Origin of the sequence: Nannocystis pusilla, from assembly GCF_020073745.1 — a bacterium.
GTDB lineage: Bacteria > Myxococcota_A > Polyangia > Nannocystales > Nannocystaceae > Nannocystis > Nannocystis radixulma.
The window spans coordinates 780,309-795,870 of record NZ_JAIRAU010000001.1; the positions used below are offsets into that span (position 1 = coordinate 780,309).

Below are 15,562 nucleotides of genomic sequence, written 5' to 3' on the forward strand. Positions count from 1 at the left end.
GTTCGGTCAAGCATGCTGTCCTTTGCGTCACGTGATGGGCATGACGACGGCAAGGTTGTGGGTTCGCACTTCCTCGTGAATTTTTGCGAGGGCTTCGCGGCGGTCCCGTGGCCGCTCGTCCGCGAGCCAGCGTGTGACCACGAACGGGGCCTTTGGGTCAGTCTGGTAAGCCAGCCCGACATACGCCCGATCGTCGCCGCTTGCCGCGGCGATCGCGGGCTGGATCAGGTCGGGGTTCACGACGATGCGAAGGGGTGGGCCGCTGACGAACGCGTCGCGCACGGCGAAGCGCAACACGGGCTGCTTGCCCCCGCCCTTGTTCGTGATCTGGAGCCCGTCCTTGAACTCGAGGACCGCGTTGTCCTTGGTTCGTGCGACGGCGGCGAGCGCATCGACGAGTTCACGCGCCGCGACCACACCGATCCCTCCGAGGTTGTCGAGCGCAGGCACGACGCGCTCGAAGCTCGGGAAGTCGACGTTGATGTGAGCGGCGGCGAAGGTGAACAGCTCCGAGCGGAAGACCAGCATCCTGGGGCGCATGGGGGTCTCGGCCGTCACCAGGATCTGGACCGGGGGCACCGCGCGAGACGTACCGCGGCCGCGCGGGCGCGCGAGGGCGAGATGTTGGTCGATCAGGGCCTCCAGGCGCTCCGCGGCGGGCCGGCTGATCTGGAACCCGTCTAGCTCGGCGGCACCGGCCACGGGGGTGCTGGCGACGGCAAGCCGCGGGCCGTCGAGGCTGAGGAACCGGAGCGACCGCTCGTCGCTCTCGACGTGCAGGACCTGAAGGTGCTTTCGCTTCGGATCGCTGCCGATCGCGTAGGTGGTTCGGTGAAGCAGATCCGCGAGGACATCGCCGGGCAGGCTGACCACGTGGACAGGTTCGGACTCGATCCGCGTCGGGGTGTAGTCGATGGTCTGGATCTCGACCTGGCGCGCGCCCGCCACGAGCTGCAGCGCCCGTGCGCCCCGTGTCTTGCGGATCGTCAGGCGCTGCTTGCCGAGCGTGCGAGCAGCGTCGAGCAAGGGCTTGACCTCCACGGTCGCGTCGCCCATCGCCGCGCAGCGGGTCGACTGCAGTCGCAGCTCGAAGAACCTCCGCGGCGAGCCGATGCGGAAGAACACGTGGCCGTGGCACTCGATCTGCACCATCGACAGGTTGTCCATCTTCGGATCAGAGACCCGCTTGATCAGGTTCAGCGCGCCCTGAAGCTCCTTCGGGTCGATCGAGAACTCGAGGCCGCCTTCCTCCGCTGCGATCGCCGGCGCGGGCTCCTCGGCCTCGTGCTCCTCGGCCTCCGCCTCGACCTCTGGCGCGACCTCGGCCGCTGCTGCTGCGAAGGAGGGCTCTGGCGGCGGGGGCACGCTTGCAAGGATCGGCTCCTTCGGCGGCGGGTAGCTCGTGGGCATCGTCTCCCATTCGCCACCGGACACGGCGTGTCCGGCGGCCTCGAGCTCGACAAGCATGGCGGGCAGGTCGACGTCGCCCCGGACGTCGAGCGTGTGAAGGCGGCCGATCTGCTCCTCGAAGAGGCGTTCATCCTGCGCGCGGTTGAAGCTGATCTTGCCCTTCGGGAGCACGACGTCGAAGAAACCGAACCCGGCATGCTCGGCCGGGTAGCCCGCGGCCTGCATGCTGCGGATCAGCGCCGTGTCGCCGTAGTAGCGATCCGCGATCCGCCAGAAGTGGCCGACTTCACGCGGCGGCGAGGTCTCCGCCGACGGCCTAGTGGTCGCGGTCGGTGGCGCCGGCGTAGCCGGTGTGCCGCGCGGTGGTGCCTCGGCGAAGCCGGCGTCGCGCGGCGCAGGTGGCGGCTCGACAGGTCTCGGCTCGACGTCGGGGGCTTGTGCGAGCTCGATCTCGCGGGCCTTCACCGACGCGGGCACGGTCCGCTCCCACCACAGCCGCGCCGCGGCGCGCAGCTCGTGCAGCTTGAACGTGCTGCCGCGTGCGAGCACGAGGAAGCGCTCGAAGCTCGCCATGTCCGGCGGCATGAGCCGCAGGCCGTGGAGGTTCTTCGCCTCCACGAGGATCAGCGCGTCGTCTGGCGTGAGCGCCGGGTAGAGTTCGTCGGCGCCGGCCCACGTGCGGCGCGCCAGCTGGTCGCGGAAGTCCTCGGCGAAGCGGGGCCACCACTCCTCGAGGAAGCGCTGCGACGCGAGCGGCCAGCCCAGGTCTTCCCACCCGCCGCCGGCGCCGAGGCGACCCACCGCCGCGGCGATGGCCTCGCCCGTGCTCTCGCCCTCCTCGGGCCAGCCGCCGGTGTAGCTCGCCGGCGTGATCGGCATCGTCAGGCCCTCGACGCCCACGGTGGTCCATGTTGCCTCGCCCAGCTTGCGGTGGCCGATCCGCCCGTCGACGACGCGGCCGAACTCGTAGAACGTGCTCGCGCCGCCGCGCTGCGACCACAGCCGGAGACCGTCCCAGAACGGCACGCCCTCGAGCGACACGAGGACCGGCTGGCGCTCGAGCACGCGGGCCTGCTCGTAGAGCGGCCAGATCGCGGCGTCGACCGACTTGAGCGCCGTCAGCTCGCGCTGTCCCTCCTGGCGGAGACGGGCCGCCTCGAGCGGATCCACCGCGCGCTCGGCCTCGCGGAAGCGGGCGTCGGCGGCCCGCAGCAGCGCCGCGACCTGGCGCAGCAGCCGGCCGCGCGCTTGCCTGCGGCGCTCCTCCTCGACGCGCGCCAACAGCATGGCGGTCTCCTGCGCGTCCTCGGTCAGCTCGGCGAGGAGTTCGATCGGCGACAGGCTCACCTGCGCGGCAGGGTTGAGCGCGACGTCGTCGCGGCTCTCGAGCACCTCCTCGATCCAGTGACTCTTGCCCTGCAACTTCGCCAGGCGCGGCCCGTCCCCGGAGCGGCGCGCGAGGTAGTCATAGACGATCAGGGCCTCGTTCTCGTTGCCCTGGCGATCGGCCCGGCCGTTGCGCTGACGCCGGGTCATGGGATCCCAGGGGATATCAACGTTGTGGACGGCGCACGTTCGGCGCTGCAGGTTCGCGCCCTCGCCCGCGATGGCGTTGGCGATCACGACGGTGTACTCGCCGCGGTTGAACGCCTGCGCAATCTTTCGCCGGTCCGCGGCACTCGGCGCGCTCTGAGCGTTGAGCAGGGCGATCCTAGCGCCCGGGATGCCGGCCCGGATGAGCGTCTCCTTGAGCCACACCTGCGCGGCGAGTGGCTCGACGAAGACGATGTGGCCGCACACCGCCTGCGCGAGCACCCGCTGAGCGACCGCCTCGAACTTCGGCGACGAGTAGTCGTCCGGCTTCGGGAGTTCTTCGCCGCCGGTCAGCGCTGTGTCGAACTTGTAGCCCTCGTCCAGCGCGGGGTGGATCGCCACGAGCCCCAACCGCGTGATCATGCCGAGGTGGAAGTTCCCCACGGAGCCCTCGGCGATCTTCTGGCGGTAGATGCCCAGGTACTGTGCCGTCTTCTCGCGCTGCGCGTCATTTAGGTCGACGAGCACCAGCTCGGACGACGCCTTCGGCTTCTTGAGGCGCCCAAGGCGGGCCATCTCCGACGACGACTTGATGTCGAGGAAGCGGCGCAGGATGCTCTGGAGATCGCGGAGCCGGCGAAAGCCGACCATCGCCAGGCGCTTCTCGAGGCGCATCGCCGCAGTGACGATCTCGCGTTCTTCCAGCACGCAGAACTGATCGACAAAATTCTCTGCGTCGTAGATCCCGAGGTCGAGCCAGGCCCGCGGGTTGATGTAGCTGATCACGCTGTAGAGCTCGATTGGCCCGTTCTTCGCGGGCGTCGCCGACAGCCCGAGGATCCCCGCGCCGCCCGTGCGGCGGCGGACGAGCGCGGCGCGGAAGAACAACTGCCACGCGCGGGCCGAGCCCTCGCCCGGGGAGCCCATGAACGCGGGGACGCCCTTCTCGCGCGGCTCGGGCAGGAAGAGGTTTTTGAAGTTGTGGATCTCGTCGATCACCAGGAAGTCGATCCCGAGGTCTTCCCACCGGACGTCGCCGTCGTAGTCCCAATTCTCCGGAAGCTCCAGGCGCTCGAGGATCCAGCCCGCGAGCTCGCCCTTGAGGATCGCCTTCTCGCGCTCGGTCCGATCGGCTTCCTTCTTGTCGAGGATGTTGCGGCGCTTGAGCGCGATCTGTCGCTGCAGCGCGGGCGACTCGGCGAACATGGCCCCGAGCGCGTCGACGTCGATGCGCGTGCGTGGCATGGAGCTGTAGGTCAACAAGGCAAGGTCGTACTCGCCGCCCTGGAAGCGGGCCCACTTCTGCGCGCGCTCGGCCGGCGTGTCCGTCTCGCTCTCCTCGTCGAGCTGCCCGCCGCGCTCCGTGGTCGTCGGGTTCGCGCCGATGATGACGACGCGGTAGTCCGGGAGCACTGTGGCGATCTCGTCACGCCACTGGAGAACGATCGCGTTCGGCACGATGACCACAGGCCGCGTGACCCAGCCTTCCTGCCGTGCAGCGGCGATCGCCGCGAGCGCGGTGAAGGTCTTGCCGACGCCTGTATCGTAGACGAGCAGGCCGCCCCGGTTCTCCAGGATGCGGCGCACGCCGCCGGCTTGGTAGTCGTGGAGCTGCTTCGTGGGGTCTCTCGTCCACCGCGCGATCGCCAGCGGATCCTCGCTGAACGTCGGCACCACGAACCCGCGGTGGTGGCGGTTGTACGCGGTCATCAGGGCCCGCTCGCGCTCGGGGGCGCCGCGGATCCAGTCGCGGAACTCGCGGTCCCATCCCTCGGCCCGACGCGCACGCGCCTCGTTCAGCGACTCCATCTTCTTGGCCTTCTCGGGCTTGTAGAGCACGAGATCATGGTTGAGCCAGCCGAGCAGAGAGATCGTGTCGGGCGACAGCCGCGGGTGCTCCTCGAGCGCCTGGTAGTCGAGGCCGCGAACCTGGACGAGACCCTCGCCGCGGGTCAGCTCGACCGGCGGATAGTCGCTGTTGATGGTCTCGCTGATCCACGAGGAGACGAGCGCGAGCGGGATCCAGCTCTCGCGCAGCGTGAAGCTCCCCAGGTCCGTGAGCAGGGCCGGACCGATGATGTCGAGCAGGCGGCGCGCCTGCTTCTGCGCCTGCCGGTCGTCAGGGTGCGCGACGGCGCGGTCGTACCGCGCCCAGAGGTCGCCGGTGAAGTAGACCTCGCCCGGCACGAGCTGCGTGAGGCCGGGACCGTCGACGCACCACCCGGATTGAAGCAGCATGCTCAGGACCGACTCGCGGGTCTCGTCGCCGGTGTAGAGCTGCATCAGCCGTGCGAGCGTCAGGCCACGCTCCGCCCGGTAAAGGTGCTCCGCGAGCGCGAGCGGGTCACGCGTGGGTCCGGCGCTCACGGCCTGGCGCGGTCGCTCGCGCAGGCTCGGGAGCAGGCCGCCGTCCGGCTCGAATGCACGAGCGAAGCTCCGCATGACGTCGCGGTCGCGGCTCAGGACGCGCACGTTCTTGACATCGAGCGGGCTGCCGTACTGCGCGGTGAAGGCCCGAAGCGCGCCGACCAGCTCAGGCCACAGCAGATACGGATCCTCGCCGCCGCGCGCGCCTGACAGCGCCGCGAAGTAGGCGTCGATCCGCTGCGCGAGCGCCCGCGCGAGCGACAGCCGCGGATCGGTGCTGTCGACCTTCTCCGTCGCGCGAGCCGCCGGCGCGACAGGTGGGCGGATCTTGCACGCGGTGCAGATCGGCCGCTCGACGATCGCGGGCAGACGGACGGGCGGGCCGATGATCTGCAGGCGGTAGGACCGATCCTCGGTGCCGAGCACATGGCCGGAGATCGTCTCGAAGTAGCGGCCCTCGGCGATGAAGGTGTCCTCCGCGTCGAGTTCGACCAACTCGCCGACGCGGCGGCGGAAGAAGAGCAGGTCGGTGACGTTGTGCGTTCCGGGGAAGAGGTCGCGCTTGCGGCCGTCCGAAAGACGCAGGACGGAGGGCAAGCGGAACGCGCTGACGAGGTGATGCCGCAGCAGCACGTGTTCGCGTAGCTTGCGGCGCTTGGGGTCCGACATGAACCCCATGGGGATGATGTAGATGCCGAGGCCACCCGGCGCGAGCAGGTCGAGACCTCGCCGGAGGAAGTAGGCCCACGCCACACTCTCGCGGTAGCTGCGGTCGGGATCCTCGACCTTGAACTCGCCGCGCGAGCCGAACGGCGGGTTCGCAACCACGAGGTTCAGGCGGCCGACGTACTCGGGCCCGTGCTGCGCGACCCACGACTCGAACGACGACGTGAAGATCTCGAGGCCCGGTCGCACCGCGGCGAGCATGGAGGCCGCAAGCGCCGACAGCTCGACAGCGGTCCAGCGGATCGGCGGGCTGCCCACGGCATCGAACGCGCGGATGAACCGGCCGATGCCGGCCGAGGGCTCGAGCGCGCGGATCATGCCGTCCGCGCCGACCAGATCCGCCAGCAGCGAGCTCACCGCGCGGGCGATCTCGAGGGTGAGCGCGGTCGGCGTGTAGTACTCATGTTGCAGCGACACCGGGTCGACGCGCAGCGAGGGCGGGGAGCCCCCCTGCGCCTTCTCGATCGATAGGCCGCCCCAACCGCTGTAACGCGCGAGCACCTTGCGGTCGGCCGTCGTCATGCTCGCCGCGGGCTTGCTGGTAAGGAGCTGCATGGCGGTGAGGTTGGCGTCGGTGCGCTGCGTGACGGTCCACTCGTCGGCGCGCTCGAGGTCCATCACTGGGGCGCGTTGGGCGAGCGCCTCGGCAATCATGCGGATCAGCGGGCCGCGCTTCCGCGACAGGAAGTCCTCCAGGTACGCGTCGGAGGGGACGTTCTGGCCGCCCTTCCGCGCGCGCCGGAGGAGGTCACGCACCTCGGCCGCGCGCCGCTCGAAGCGGTCGATCGCTTCCTGCGGGATAACCAGCGTGTCCATCACGCGCCCTCAACCGCCCCGCCGGCGAAGACCCGCATGAGCGCCTCGTCCTGCTCGCGCGACGGCGCGTCGTGCAGCGGCGCCGGCTCACCGCGGGCGGCGTACTCCTCGGCGGCGCGGCGCAGCTCGGGCATTGCTCCGCTGCGCAGGTGTCGGCTCTGGCCGCCCGGGTCGGCGAAGTAGAGCGCGAAGCCCTGGCCCTCCGGCTCGATCAGGAAGGTGCCGTGCGCCGCGACGCCACGTGGCTTGCCCTCAACGTCGGACCACGCGATCGGCCCCGGCGGAGCGGCGGGCGCCTCGGTCTCCTTGCGTGAGCGCTTCGCGGTGGGCGTGGTCGTCGTGGTCGTCACAGAGGCATCCTCCTTCGGCGCGTTGCGCTTGCCCTTCGCGGGCTTCGGTTTGCTCGAGCGCGTGCGGCCAGCTTTGCGACCCCTCCCGGGCTTGGCACCCGCGTCCTTCGCAGGCTTGGCCTGGGTTCCCTTGGCACCTCTCGCGGGCGCAGCGTCCCTGACCGCGGCACGGGAGGGCTTCGTGGCCACGACCTTCTTCGCGGGTTTGGATGCTTTGGCGATCTTCTGGACAGCCGCCTTCTTCGCCGCGGTCTTGCTGGCTCGGGCCTGCGCCGCTGTCTCGCGGCGCGCGGCCTGCTCCGCCGCGTCGCGTTCGGCTTGTTCCGCGGCCACGCGGGCGGCCTCTTCTGCTGCGTAGTGCTGCATCACCGCGTCGCGGACTCGATCATGGACGTCGCGCGGTGGTGGCCGGGCGAACACCACGTCTTTACCGTTCGCTACCCAGCACACGCCCTGGGTCTTGCCGCAGAGACAACCGTCGCCCATGGTCTGGTACGTGACGCCGAGCGTCGTGATCGGCGCTGCGGGCTCAGGGACCTCCGGTTCGCGTGGCTCCACGCTCGGGCCCGGCTGCTCCACGATGACGGGCTCAGACTTGCGCGGCGACCTCGACGTCGGCGCACGATCGTGCGTGTCGGTCTGCGCTGGCTTCGCGTCCGGCCTTTTCGATCGTCGCGTCGCGGTCTTCTTCGCCCCCGGCTTCGCGTCCGCCGCACGAGATTTCGCCGCTGCGCGAACTTCCGGCATCGTCGCCGCGTGGGCTTGTGCGTGGCGTTTGGCCTCGTTCTGACTCGAGAGCTCCTTAGCGATCACGGTGCGGCAGCGACCGTCCTTGGCTGTGCACTGCCACTTGCCGCCGACGAGCTCGACGCGGAAGATGGCCCCTAACTCTGCGACGGCTCCGTCGACGGTCTCTCGCCACGGGAGCGTGATCTCTTCATGTGCTGCGCGTGCCATCGTCTACATCTCCATCGCGCTGGTGCGCGGGGCTCAGTTGCTCCCCTTCTTGATCTCCTTGACGGCCGTGACCCCGACGTGAACCAGCTTGGCGATGTCCTCGACAGAGATCTGTCGGAACACCGGCGGCGGCGGCGGCGGCGGTTGCTGCTGCGCCTGCGTGCGGAGTTCGGCGAGCATTTCGACGATCTGCTTGGTCTGGTTGAGCGTCTGCTGGTTGAGCTCGACGATCTGCGCCCGCAGTTCGGCCGAGGCGTCTGCGGCCCGCTGATAGGCGTCCCAGGAAATCCGCGACGCAAAGTCGGCGCACTCCATCGGATTGTCACTGCGGATGTTCGCGGGGTTCGGCGCCGGCTCGCTCGCCTCGGCCTCGCCGGCCGTGACGTCGGCTCCTCGCGCGACCGTCCGGCCGTCCAGCTCGGCCACCTGGCGCGGCTTGAGGCGCGGCTCGTTCAGCCGGCGCAGGCGCTCGACGTCGTCGTCGGTCAGGTCCTCCCAGGCCATGATCTCGATGCGCTTCGGGCGGCCCTTGCCGCTCGCCTCCGTCAGCTCGCAGATCCGATATCGGTGGCGATCACGACCTGGGCGCGTGCCCGCTGCGCCGGGCCCATCCTCTTTAACACCGCCATCACCAGACATAACTCGGAGCATACACAGCGGACCCGCGAATGCACGCAGAAAGTCGGCCGCGACTTCGCCCCCTGCTCCGCGGCCGCCGCACATGTCTCACAGGACAGCCATTGATCGCATGCGGCGCGCTCAAGTGCGCCAGGCTGTCCACGTCATATATTGAAAGACATCATATGATGTCTTTTGGGACAGCACCAGAAATAGCGGTGATATCTTAAGTGCCAGCAATTCGGTCGACCTCGCACCCGGCCAGCGAGAAGGGGTCATTGGCGCGCCGAATGGCACAATGACGCGCTCGCAGAAATTCTTTCGGGCCGCGTATTGACTCTCGATGAGGCGTGCTACGGTGCGTCCTCGTGAAGGTGCTAGAAGTGATATGGGCAATCCTGCGCGGTCTCTTTTGGGGGATCGTGGATGACTACCCATTCGGCGACAGCGCAGGGCCCACGGCGGCCTCTAAAGAGAGCCCCTGGTGGGAGGACAAGGCGCCGCCTCCGCCGAAAGAGCCCACCGCGAACCCCGCTGCCACGAATCCGGCCGCATCGGGCGAGCCTCCGGCGAGCAAGGCGACCACGCCGGGCTGGTGGGCAGCTCCCGCGCCGCCGGCGACTCCTCCGACGATTAAGGTGGAGACAGACGCAGGCACGTTTATCGCGGCGACCACCTTCTCGGGGCCGAACCTCATGGGGATCCGCCGCGTCGAGCGGCCGCGACAGGAGGGTGAGAGCCGCCGCCGCCGTCGCAGCGTGACCCCGGCCGCTCCCGCTTCGCCCGTCACGCACAGCTCGGACGTCGAGCTGCAAGCGCGTGAGCCGGCCGTCCCCCAGGAGGTCGCCAGCGAGGGCGCCGAGGTCCGACCGTGCGCGCCGGCTGTCCCCACGCGCATCCGACCGCGCGAGCCGGCCATTCCCGACAACGCGAGCGCACCCGTGCACGCCGAGCCGCGGCAGCGCGGCGGCGACGTTGCGGTACCGATCGAGGCCGTCGACATGCCGCGCGTCGCGCGAGCGCGGCGCGTGCGAAGTCGACTCGGCGGCATGCCGCAGCTGGCGACGACGCTCGCCACCCGGCTCGCGCTCGCCGCCAGCACTCAGAGTTCGCCGGCCCCGGTGGCCGTGAGGGAGGGAGCATGACGGACGTCGAGAACAAGGACGCGGTCAGCAGTCTCTCGGAGACGCGCGACCAGATGACCCAATACTTCTGTCTCTGCGGCGTGCGCGACGTGGGGATCGTCGCCGGCGCGGTCGGGTTCGGCATCCTCGCCGGCTGGGCGAGTCACCAGGTCCTGCGCGGGCGATGGCGGTCGATGCCCGTCGTCGTCAGCCTCGCGCTGACGGGCGCGGCCTACCTGACGCACCAACGGTTCGTGGTCAAGGCCGGCCTCGCGGTGGGCGGCGCGGCGTTGCTGCTGTCCAACGTGCACTTCACGTTCTGGGACCAGCTCGAAGAAGATCGGATGTTGGAGGCGTAGACCATGGCAGCACTGCGACTGGAACTCGAGATCACGACTGTGGATCCCTCCGGGACCATGGTCTTCGTGGAGGGCCACGCGCCCGGCGGCGTGCAGGTGGGCGCAATGATCCCGGCGGGCTCCCTGCCGGCACGCGTGGGTCAGCGCCTCGTGGTCTCTCTTGATGCCCTGGACGCCACGAGCGCGCCCTCGATGCGCGAACGCATGGGGCGGTCCTCCGCGGCGACGGAGCGCAGCGCTTCGACGCCCCCAGGGGCTGCGACGGCCCAGCAGGCCATGACGGATGTGGTGCTCGCCGCGGTGTTCGGCTCGTCGGCCACCGAGCGCGAGCGTGATGTGAACGAAGAGATGGACGCGCTGTTCGGACGGCGCCGGTGAGGGAGGAGAGACCATGGACGCGGAGACACAAGAGAAGATGAAGTACCTCGGCCGCGAGATCGCCGAGAACCTGGCGCGGATGGGCAGCACCGCTGTGCTACCGGCCGGAGAAGGCGAGCTGCCGGCGTGCGGCACCAGCGTGCCGAGGATCGGCTGCGAGAACCTCCTCTACGCGCCGATCACGGTGGCCCGCTTCTACCGTGGTGGCCGTACCAACATCGATCAGGTGGTCGAGGGTCAGATCCCAGTAGCGCCGGGCTCGTCGGTCGTGCTGTCGCAGGCCGCGTACCCGCCGTGGGCCACCGGCTGCTACGTCCTCCGCTACCGGCTCGCCAACAACGCGAACAACCACGACGACATCAAGATCGAGTGGTTCGTCGATGGCGAGCCGCTCGACGCGCTCCAGTACGGCAGCGAGATCTACAACAACGACAACACCGTGATCGGCGAGGGCAAGCTGCCGATCCCGCTCGCCATGGGCGAGCACTGCTGCATCGGCGGGAACAACCGCCTGCGCGTCCGGATCTCGCACCTCGGCAACGCCAACCAGATCGAGAACATCCGCCTGCACGTCGAACACGCGAACGCGGTCAAGTGCTGCTCCGGGTGCGCGTCCGGCCGCTCGTGCCAGCGCGGGTGCAAGGGCGGCGACAAGTAGGGGCCGGCGATGAACAAGATCAAGCTCATCATCCGCGGCGGCTTCGACGGGCAGACCCCCGTCACGCAGCCGCCGACGTTCCGGCTGGTCGAGGGGTGGAACGAGGCCGAGCTGACGGCCCCGGCGGGCATCTTGCCCGCCGGTCTCTGGGGACAGGTCCCCGCGGGCGATCCATACCTGCTCCACGCGAACCTGCTGACGACCGACATCATGAACGCGCAGTCGGTCTTCGAGGTCCGGACCGGGGCTCCGATGCAAGTGCGCGCTCAGTACACGCCCTATGCGGCCAACATCCGCCTCACGCTGGTGCGACCCAGCGATGCGCTCCGCATCTTCACGCCCCCGCAGGCCCTCGTGAAGCTGGAGATGTTGGTCGAGAGCATCGGCGGCACGAACGAGCTCGGCTCTCGCCTGCACCAGTGGGCGGAGTCGACGATCACCCGGGCCAACAACTCGGGACCCCGCATCGCCGAGGTGATGGCGAACGCCCAGCTGGCCGCGTGGGCCGGCGTGCTGCACGTCATCTACAACGACAACGTGGCCGGCAGCGTCAACCTGCCGCCGCTCGCCACGGTGCCGCTCGACGCGGTCATGACGTTCACCCGCAAGGGGGGCGGCGTCCCGACGATCCTGCCGGCTGCAGGCGAGACGTTCGGCGCCGGCCTCAACGCCCAGGCGGTCACGCGCAGCGGGATCGTCATGCACAACGGCGATCAGTGGGTGTTCGCGGGGAGCTGAATCATGCCCACGCACGTCGATCCGCCCGGCCTGCTGGAGATGGAGACGCTCCCGCAGACCACGACCTACCGCGCCGAGCGGCTGAAGCTGTGGGAACTGCTCCGCGGCAAGCGCGACGAATATGTGGCACGGGCGCAGCAGCACGGCGCGACCGCAGCGGCGGCCGCCGAGGCCGCGGGGCGGTCGTTCCGCGGCGAGGTCAACCTCTTCCTTGGCGAGCTGCTCACGCACTCGCGCAAAGACGATGTCCTCGAGTTCCTCATGAACGCCCCGCGCGAATGGGGCGCCCGCTCGGAGCTGCTCCTCGACGCGGACCCGCTGATCCCGTCGCTCGTCGCACGGAGCTTCCCGGTCGGCGCGTGGGTCGACCGCTACGAGGAGATCAGCAAGCTCGTCGCGGACGACAAGAAGCAGTGGTCGACCTGGCTCCTGGCGCGCCTCGAGCAGGTCGGCCAGACGTACGCGGAGACGGCCGACCGCGTGTTCGGCGTGGTCGAGACGGTCGGCCAGGGCGTCGGCGAGGGCATCGGGGGACTCGGCAAGGGTCTTGGTGGCGGTCTGGGGTCGATCGGCGAGGGCATCGGCGGGGCGGTGAAGATCGCCGTCGGCGTGTTGAGCGTCGGCGCGGTGGTGGTCGGCGGGATCTACCTGCTACGTGACAAGTCCTGAGAGACAGGTGGCGTATGGCGAACGGCAACAAGAACAGCACGACCGCGAGCGGCGAGATCAAGGACGACGGCTCGACCGCTCCCACTGGAGAGCGCACAGACGGACCGCGCGTCGTCGTCAACGAACCCGCGGCTTCGCAACCGCCGAGGACGTCGGTGCCCGAGCCCTTCGTCCCGAAGACGGGCATGGCCCCGGTGGTCGCGACTGGCGGACTACTCGCGCTCGGGGGCGCGGCGATCTATGGCGTCCAGTGGTGGCGCCGGCGCCAAGCGCTGGCCGCCGGTGAGGGGGGCACGTCTCTGCCGGACGACAGCGGACAGACCCAGGGCACACCACCACCGAACGGTGGGCAGAACGGCGGGGTCGCCCCTCCTGCACAGGGCACCTCGCCGGCGGCAGATCCGAACTTCTGGGGCACGACATCGCGTGGCGCCGAGTTCCGATCGGTGCTAGCGAAGATCGAAGAGGTCTCGCGCATGCCGCTGCGTCTCTACCTCTCGGTCGTCGCCAACCGCGAGGCCGGTTGGAACCGCAAGGCCCGCAACCAGGACAAGGTGGAGGCCGCTGCGTCCGCGGCCGCCATCGCGGCCGGGCCTGGTCGGAAGAACCCGACGCCAAAGTTCGCCACGTCCATCGCGGGCGCAGGCTCCGGCGGGCTGTTCGGTGCGCTCGCGCCCTACGTCGCGTGGACGGGCCTCGACGAGGACTTCATGCCTTACCTGGACGAGGACTACACGATCGTCGAGGACCCGATCGTCGCTGCCATCTGCGCCGCGAAGTATTACCAGCGGATCGTGACCTACTACCCAACCGTGTTCGCGGGCGGCGCTCCGACGTCCGAGGATAACTACCGCGTGCGCCTCGGCTGGGCGAACCCGTCGAAGCTCAAGAGCGACCCCGCGGGATCCTTGTTCAAGGCGGTGAAGGGCCGCCTCGACGAGGACCTCGCGGAGCTGGGCCTCAAGATCACCGACCTCCCGCCGCCGGACGCGTCGCGCTGGCCCGGCCTCAAGGCCGTGGTCGAGGGCATGAAGGGCCTAACGCCCACGTGGAAGTGAGTCCGGACGATGGCCAGCAACAACACTCGAACGCTCGCGCGGCTTGGCCTCGGCGGTGTGGTGCTCGCCGAGTCCATGGCTGCATGGTCGCGGTGGGAGCGGCGGCGGTCTTTGTTCGCGGCGGCGGCCGAGCGCGCTCGTGTCGAGCGGCGCAGGTTCGTGGTCGTGCTGCCCGAGCGTGAGGGCTCGATCACGAGGGCACTGCGCGTCTACGAGATGGGCCGCCACTACCCCGAGGTCTTCCACATGCGGCGGATCCCCGTCGTGTCGTCGGCCGAGCTCGAGCGCGGTCGCGTCGACCGCATCGCCAGCGACTCGGCGGTGGTCTACGCGGCGTGCGTCCTCGAGTACGTCTCGGATGTCCGCGCTGCGATGGACGAGCTCCTGCGCATGGCCGGCTCGGTGGAGAACATCTTTGTCGTGACGGTCCAGCCCTGGACGCTCACGGCGACGCTGCACCCGCAGGCGCGATGGGCTGGCATCGCCGACACGCACACGGTCTCGATGGGTCCGATCACGGCGCTGCATCGCGGCTTCGCGGCGGGGCTCGTGTTGAGCCTCGCCGCGGTGTCGGCGACGTCGGAGCGGGGGCCGGACGACGCCCAGGGCGACGACGACGACGACGGGGTGATCGACGCGCACACGGTCGTGCAGGTGGACGAGGACTTCAAGTAGGGGGTGGACGATGAAGCGTGTCGTTGTTGGCGGGCTTGCTGCGGCGGGTGTGGTCGGGGCCGGGATCTGGCTCAAGCGACAGGTCGTGCAACAGGCTCTCTTCGCCCCTGAGCCGGACTCGCAGGTCCCACTGGTGATCCCCGGCCGCGTCGCGGTCGAGCGCTTGTACGGGGGCGGCGACGCTCGGACCAAGGTGCCCCTCGTGCTGGTCTTGCATGGCGTCGGCGCCGACGAGACGCAGCTCGCGCCGTACATGCTCTCCAGCCGGCCGATGCGGCTCGTGCTCCTGCGCGGTGGTCTTGCGACCGGCAACGGGTTCCAATGGTTCCGGTCCCGCTTCAAGAGCAACGCGGCGGCGTTCATCACGGACGTCTCGCGCGCAGCGGCCGAAGTCGCGACCGTGCTCGATCAGATCGCCACGCAGCGGCTCTACACGGAGCGGATCGTAATCGGCTACAGCCAGGGCGCGCACATCGCCTGGTGGTTGGCGACCACCGGCCGCGTCGATCGAGTCGTCGCCATGTCGGGCGCGCTACCGCCGAGCTTCAAGCCGCCGCGTCCGACTCGACAGGTGCGCATCGAAGCAGTCCACGGCATGCGTGACCCCGTGATCCCCTACAACGCTGGCCAGGCGACGGCGCGAACCTTCCGGGCTGCCGGCTATCCGGTCCGGCTGACGACGCAGCGCCTCGCGGGACATGGCCTGTCGAGCATGGGCACCGCGCTCGCGCCGGCGCTCGAGCGAGTGCTCACCAGCAACGCGGCCGGCCTCGCCACGAGCACGCTTAGGGGACGTTGATGCTCCCGAAGGTGTGCTTGGTCTGACCCAAGAGACAGAACGAAAAGGGAAGGATGGACGCCCGATGGATCAGGACATGATCGATCACATGGAAGCGCTGCTCAGCAAAGCCCTTGACGATCCAGCCTCGCCTGAGGGTCGTGCGGCACTCGCAGAGGCGCTGTCCAACTGGCGAGCATTCGCCGCGGCGTTCCGTGACGGGGTCGCACACGGGCAAGCCTTGCCCAAGGACAAGCGCGAAGCGTTCGGCCGGATGGTTGAAGACCTGCACGCTAGTTGTTCTGGTCTTTAGGACATCCGACTCGCTCTGGGTCGATGAACACGGGC

Annotated in this window: 13 protein-coding genes; 10 read left to right on the plus strand and 3 right to left on the minus strand. The window is 69.4% G+C overall.

From position 1 onward, the window contains the following. Window positions 1-27: 27 nt before the first annotated feature. From K7C98_RS03045 to K7C98_RS03055, 3 genes are read right to left on the minus strand one after another with little or no spacing between them, the layout of a single operon-like run. Window positions 28-6,852 carry an SNF2-related protein gene (locus tag K7C98_RS03045; RefSeq protein WP_224189974.1) on the minus strand — a complete coding sequence of 2,275 codons (6,825 nt, stop codon included), beginning with the start codon at window positions 6,850-6,852 and terminating at the stop codon, window positions 28-30. After that, window positions 6,852-8,159: a hypothetical protein gene (locus K7C98_RS03050; RefSeq protein WP_224189975.1), complete on the minus strand. Its 1,308-nt coding sequence runs from the start codon at window positions 8,157-8,159 to the stop codon at window positions 6,852-6,854. Before K7C98_RS03050 ends, K7C98_RS03045 begins: the two co-directional genes overlap by 1 nt. Window positions 8,160-8,192: 33 nt before the next feature. Further along, window positions 8,193-8,798: a hypothetical protein gene (locus tag K7C98_RS03055; protein ID WP_224189976.1), complete on the minus strand. Its 606-nt coding sequence runs from the start codon at window positions 8,796-8,798 to the stop codon at window positions 8,193-8,195. A gap of 347 nt (window positions 8,799-9,145) precedes the next feature. Here K7C98_RS03055 and K7C98_RS03060 point away from each other — a divergent pair, with 347 nt between their 5' ends. From K7C98_RS03060 to K7C98_RS03105, 10 genes are all read left to right on the plus strand, one after another. Continuing rightward, entirely contained in the window at window positions 9,146-9,922 is a 777-nt protein-coding gene (locus K7C98_RS03060; RefSeq protein WP_224189977.1) for a hypothetical protein, read from the plus strand. After that, the gene (locus tag K7C98_RS03065; protein ID WP_224189978.1) at window positions 9,919-10,260 is read left to right on the plus strand and encodes a hypothetical protein; all 342 of its coding nucleotides are present in this window, start codon (window positions 9,919-9,921) and stop codon (window positions 10,258-10,260) included. Before K7C98_RS03060 ends, K7C98_RS03065 begins: the two co-directional genes overlap by 4 nt. A gap of 3 nt (window positions 10,261-10,263) precedes the next feature. Then, window positions 10,264-10,638 carry a hypothetical protein gene (locus tag K7C98_RS03070; RefSeq protein ID WP_224189979.1) on the plus strand — a complete coding sequence of 125 codons (375 nt, stop codon included), beginning with the start codon at window positions 10,264-10,266 and terminating at the stop codon, window positions 10,636-10,638. 13 nt (window positions 10,639-10,651) lie between these two features. Continuing rightward, window positions 10,652-11,296 (plus strand): hypothetical protein, encoded by a 645-nt coding sequence (locus K7C98_RS03075; protein ID WP_224189980.1) that lies wholly within the window; start codon window positions 10,652-10,654, stop codon window positions 11,294-11,296. 9 nt (window positions 11,297-11,305) lie between these two features. Continuing rightward, complete coding sequence (locus tag K7C98_RS03080; protein WP_224189981.1) at window positions 11,306-12,034, plus strand: hypothetical protein; 729 nt, start codon at window positions 11,306-11,308, stop codon at window positions 12,032-12,034. A 3-nt stretch (window positions 12,035-12,037) separates the two neighbouring features. Further along, entirely contained in the window at window positions 12,038-12,703 is a 666-nt protein-coding gene (locus K7C98_RS03085; protein WP_224189982.1) for a hypothetical protein, read from the plus strand. 14 nt (window positions 12,704-12,717) lie between these two features. Continuing rightward, on the plus strand, window positions 12,718-13,761 hold the full coding sequence (locus K7C98_RS03090; protein ID WP_224189983.1) for a hypothetical protein: 1,044 nt from the start codon (window positions 12,718-12,720) through the stop codon (window positions 13,759-13,761). A gap of 75 nt (window positions 13,762-13,836) precedes the next feature. Further along, window positions 13,837-14,436, plus strand: a complete 600-nt coding sequence (locus tag K7C98_RS03095; RefSeq protein ID WP_224189984.1) for a hypothetical protein — start codon at window positions 13,837-13,839, stop codon at window positions 14,434-14,436. Window positions 14,437-14,446: 10 nt separating this feature from the next. Beyond that, window positions 14,447-15,235, plus strand: a complete 789-nt coding sequence (locus K7C98_RS03100) for an alpha/beta hydrolase (RefSeq protein WP_224189985.1) — start codon at window positions 14,447-14,449, stop codon at window positions 15,233-15,235. Between the two features lie 64 nt (window positions 15,236-15,299). Next, on the plus strand, window positions 15,300-15,527 hold the full coding sequence (locus K7C98_RS03105; protein WP_224189986.1) for a hypothetical protein: 228 nt from the start codon (window positions 15,300-15,302) through the stop codon (window positions 15,525-15,527). Window positions 15,528-15,562: the final 35 nt, after the last annotated feature.

What these genes read in the sequence shown, in the direction of transcription:
- K7C98_RS03075 (WP_224189980.1), top strand. Translation starts at nt 10,652, where the DNA reads ATGGACGCGGAGACACAAGAGAAGATGAAGTACCTCGGCCGCGAGATC.
- K7C98_RS03070 (WP_224189979.1), top strand. Translation starts at nt 10,264, where the DNA reads ATGGCAGCACTGCGACTGGAACTCGAGATCACGACTGTGGATCCCTCC.
- K7C98_RS03090 (WP_224189983.1), top strand. Translation starts at nt 12,718, where the DNA reads ATGGCGAACGGCAACAAGAACAGCACGACCGCGAGCGGCGAGATCAAG.
- K7C98_RS03045 (WP_224189974.1), bottom strand. Translation starts at nt 6,852, where the DNA reads ATGGACACGCTGGTTATCCCGCAGGAAGCGATCGACCGCTTCGAGCGG.
- K7C98_RS03100 (WP_224189985.1), top strand. Translation starts at nt 14,447, where the DNA reads ATGAAGCGTGTCGTTGTTGGCGGGCTTGCTGCGGCGGGTGTGGTCGGG.
- K7C98_RS03085 (WP_224189982.1), top strand. Translation starts at nt 12,038, where the DNA reads ATGCCCACGCACGTCGATCCGCCCGGCCTGCTGGAGATGGAGACGCTC.
- K7C98_RS03065 (WP_224189978.1), top strand. Translation starts at nt 9,919, where the DNA reads ATGACGGACGTCGAGAACAAGGACGCGGTCAGCAGTCTCTCGGAGACG.
- K7C98_RS03095 (WP_224189984.1), top strand. Translation starts at nt 13,837, where the DNA reads ATGGCTGCATGGTCGCGGTGGGAGCGGCGGCGGTCTTTGTTCGCGGCG.
- K7C98_RS03105 (WP_224189986.1), top strand. Translation starts at nt 15,300, where the DNA reads ATGGATCAGGACATGATCGATCACATGGAAGCGCTGCTCAGCAAAGCC.
- K7C98_RS03080 (WP_224189981.1), top strand. Translation starts at nt 11,306, where the DNA reads ATGAACAAGATCAAGCTCATCATCCGCGGCGGCTTCGACGGGCAGACC.
- K7C98_RS03055 (WP_224189976.1), bottom strand. Translation starts at nt 8,798, where the DNA reads ATGTCTGGTGATGGCGGTGTTAAAGAGGATGGGCCCGGCGCAGCGGGC.
- K7C98_RS03050 (WP_224189975.1), bottom strand. Translation starts at nt 8,159, where the DNA reads ATGGCACGCGCAGCACATGAAGAGATCACGCTCCCGTGGCGAGAGACC.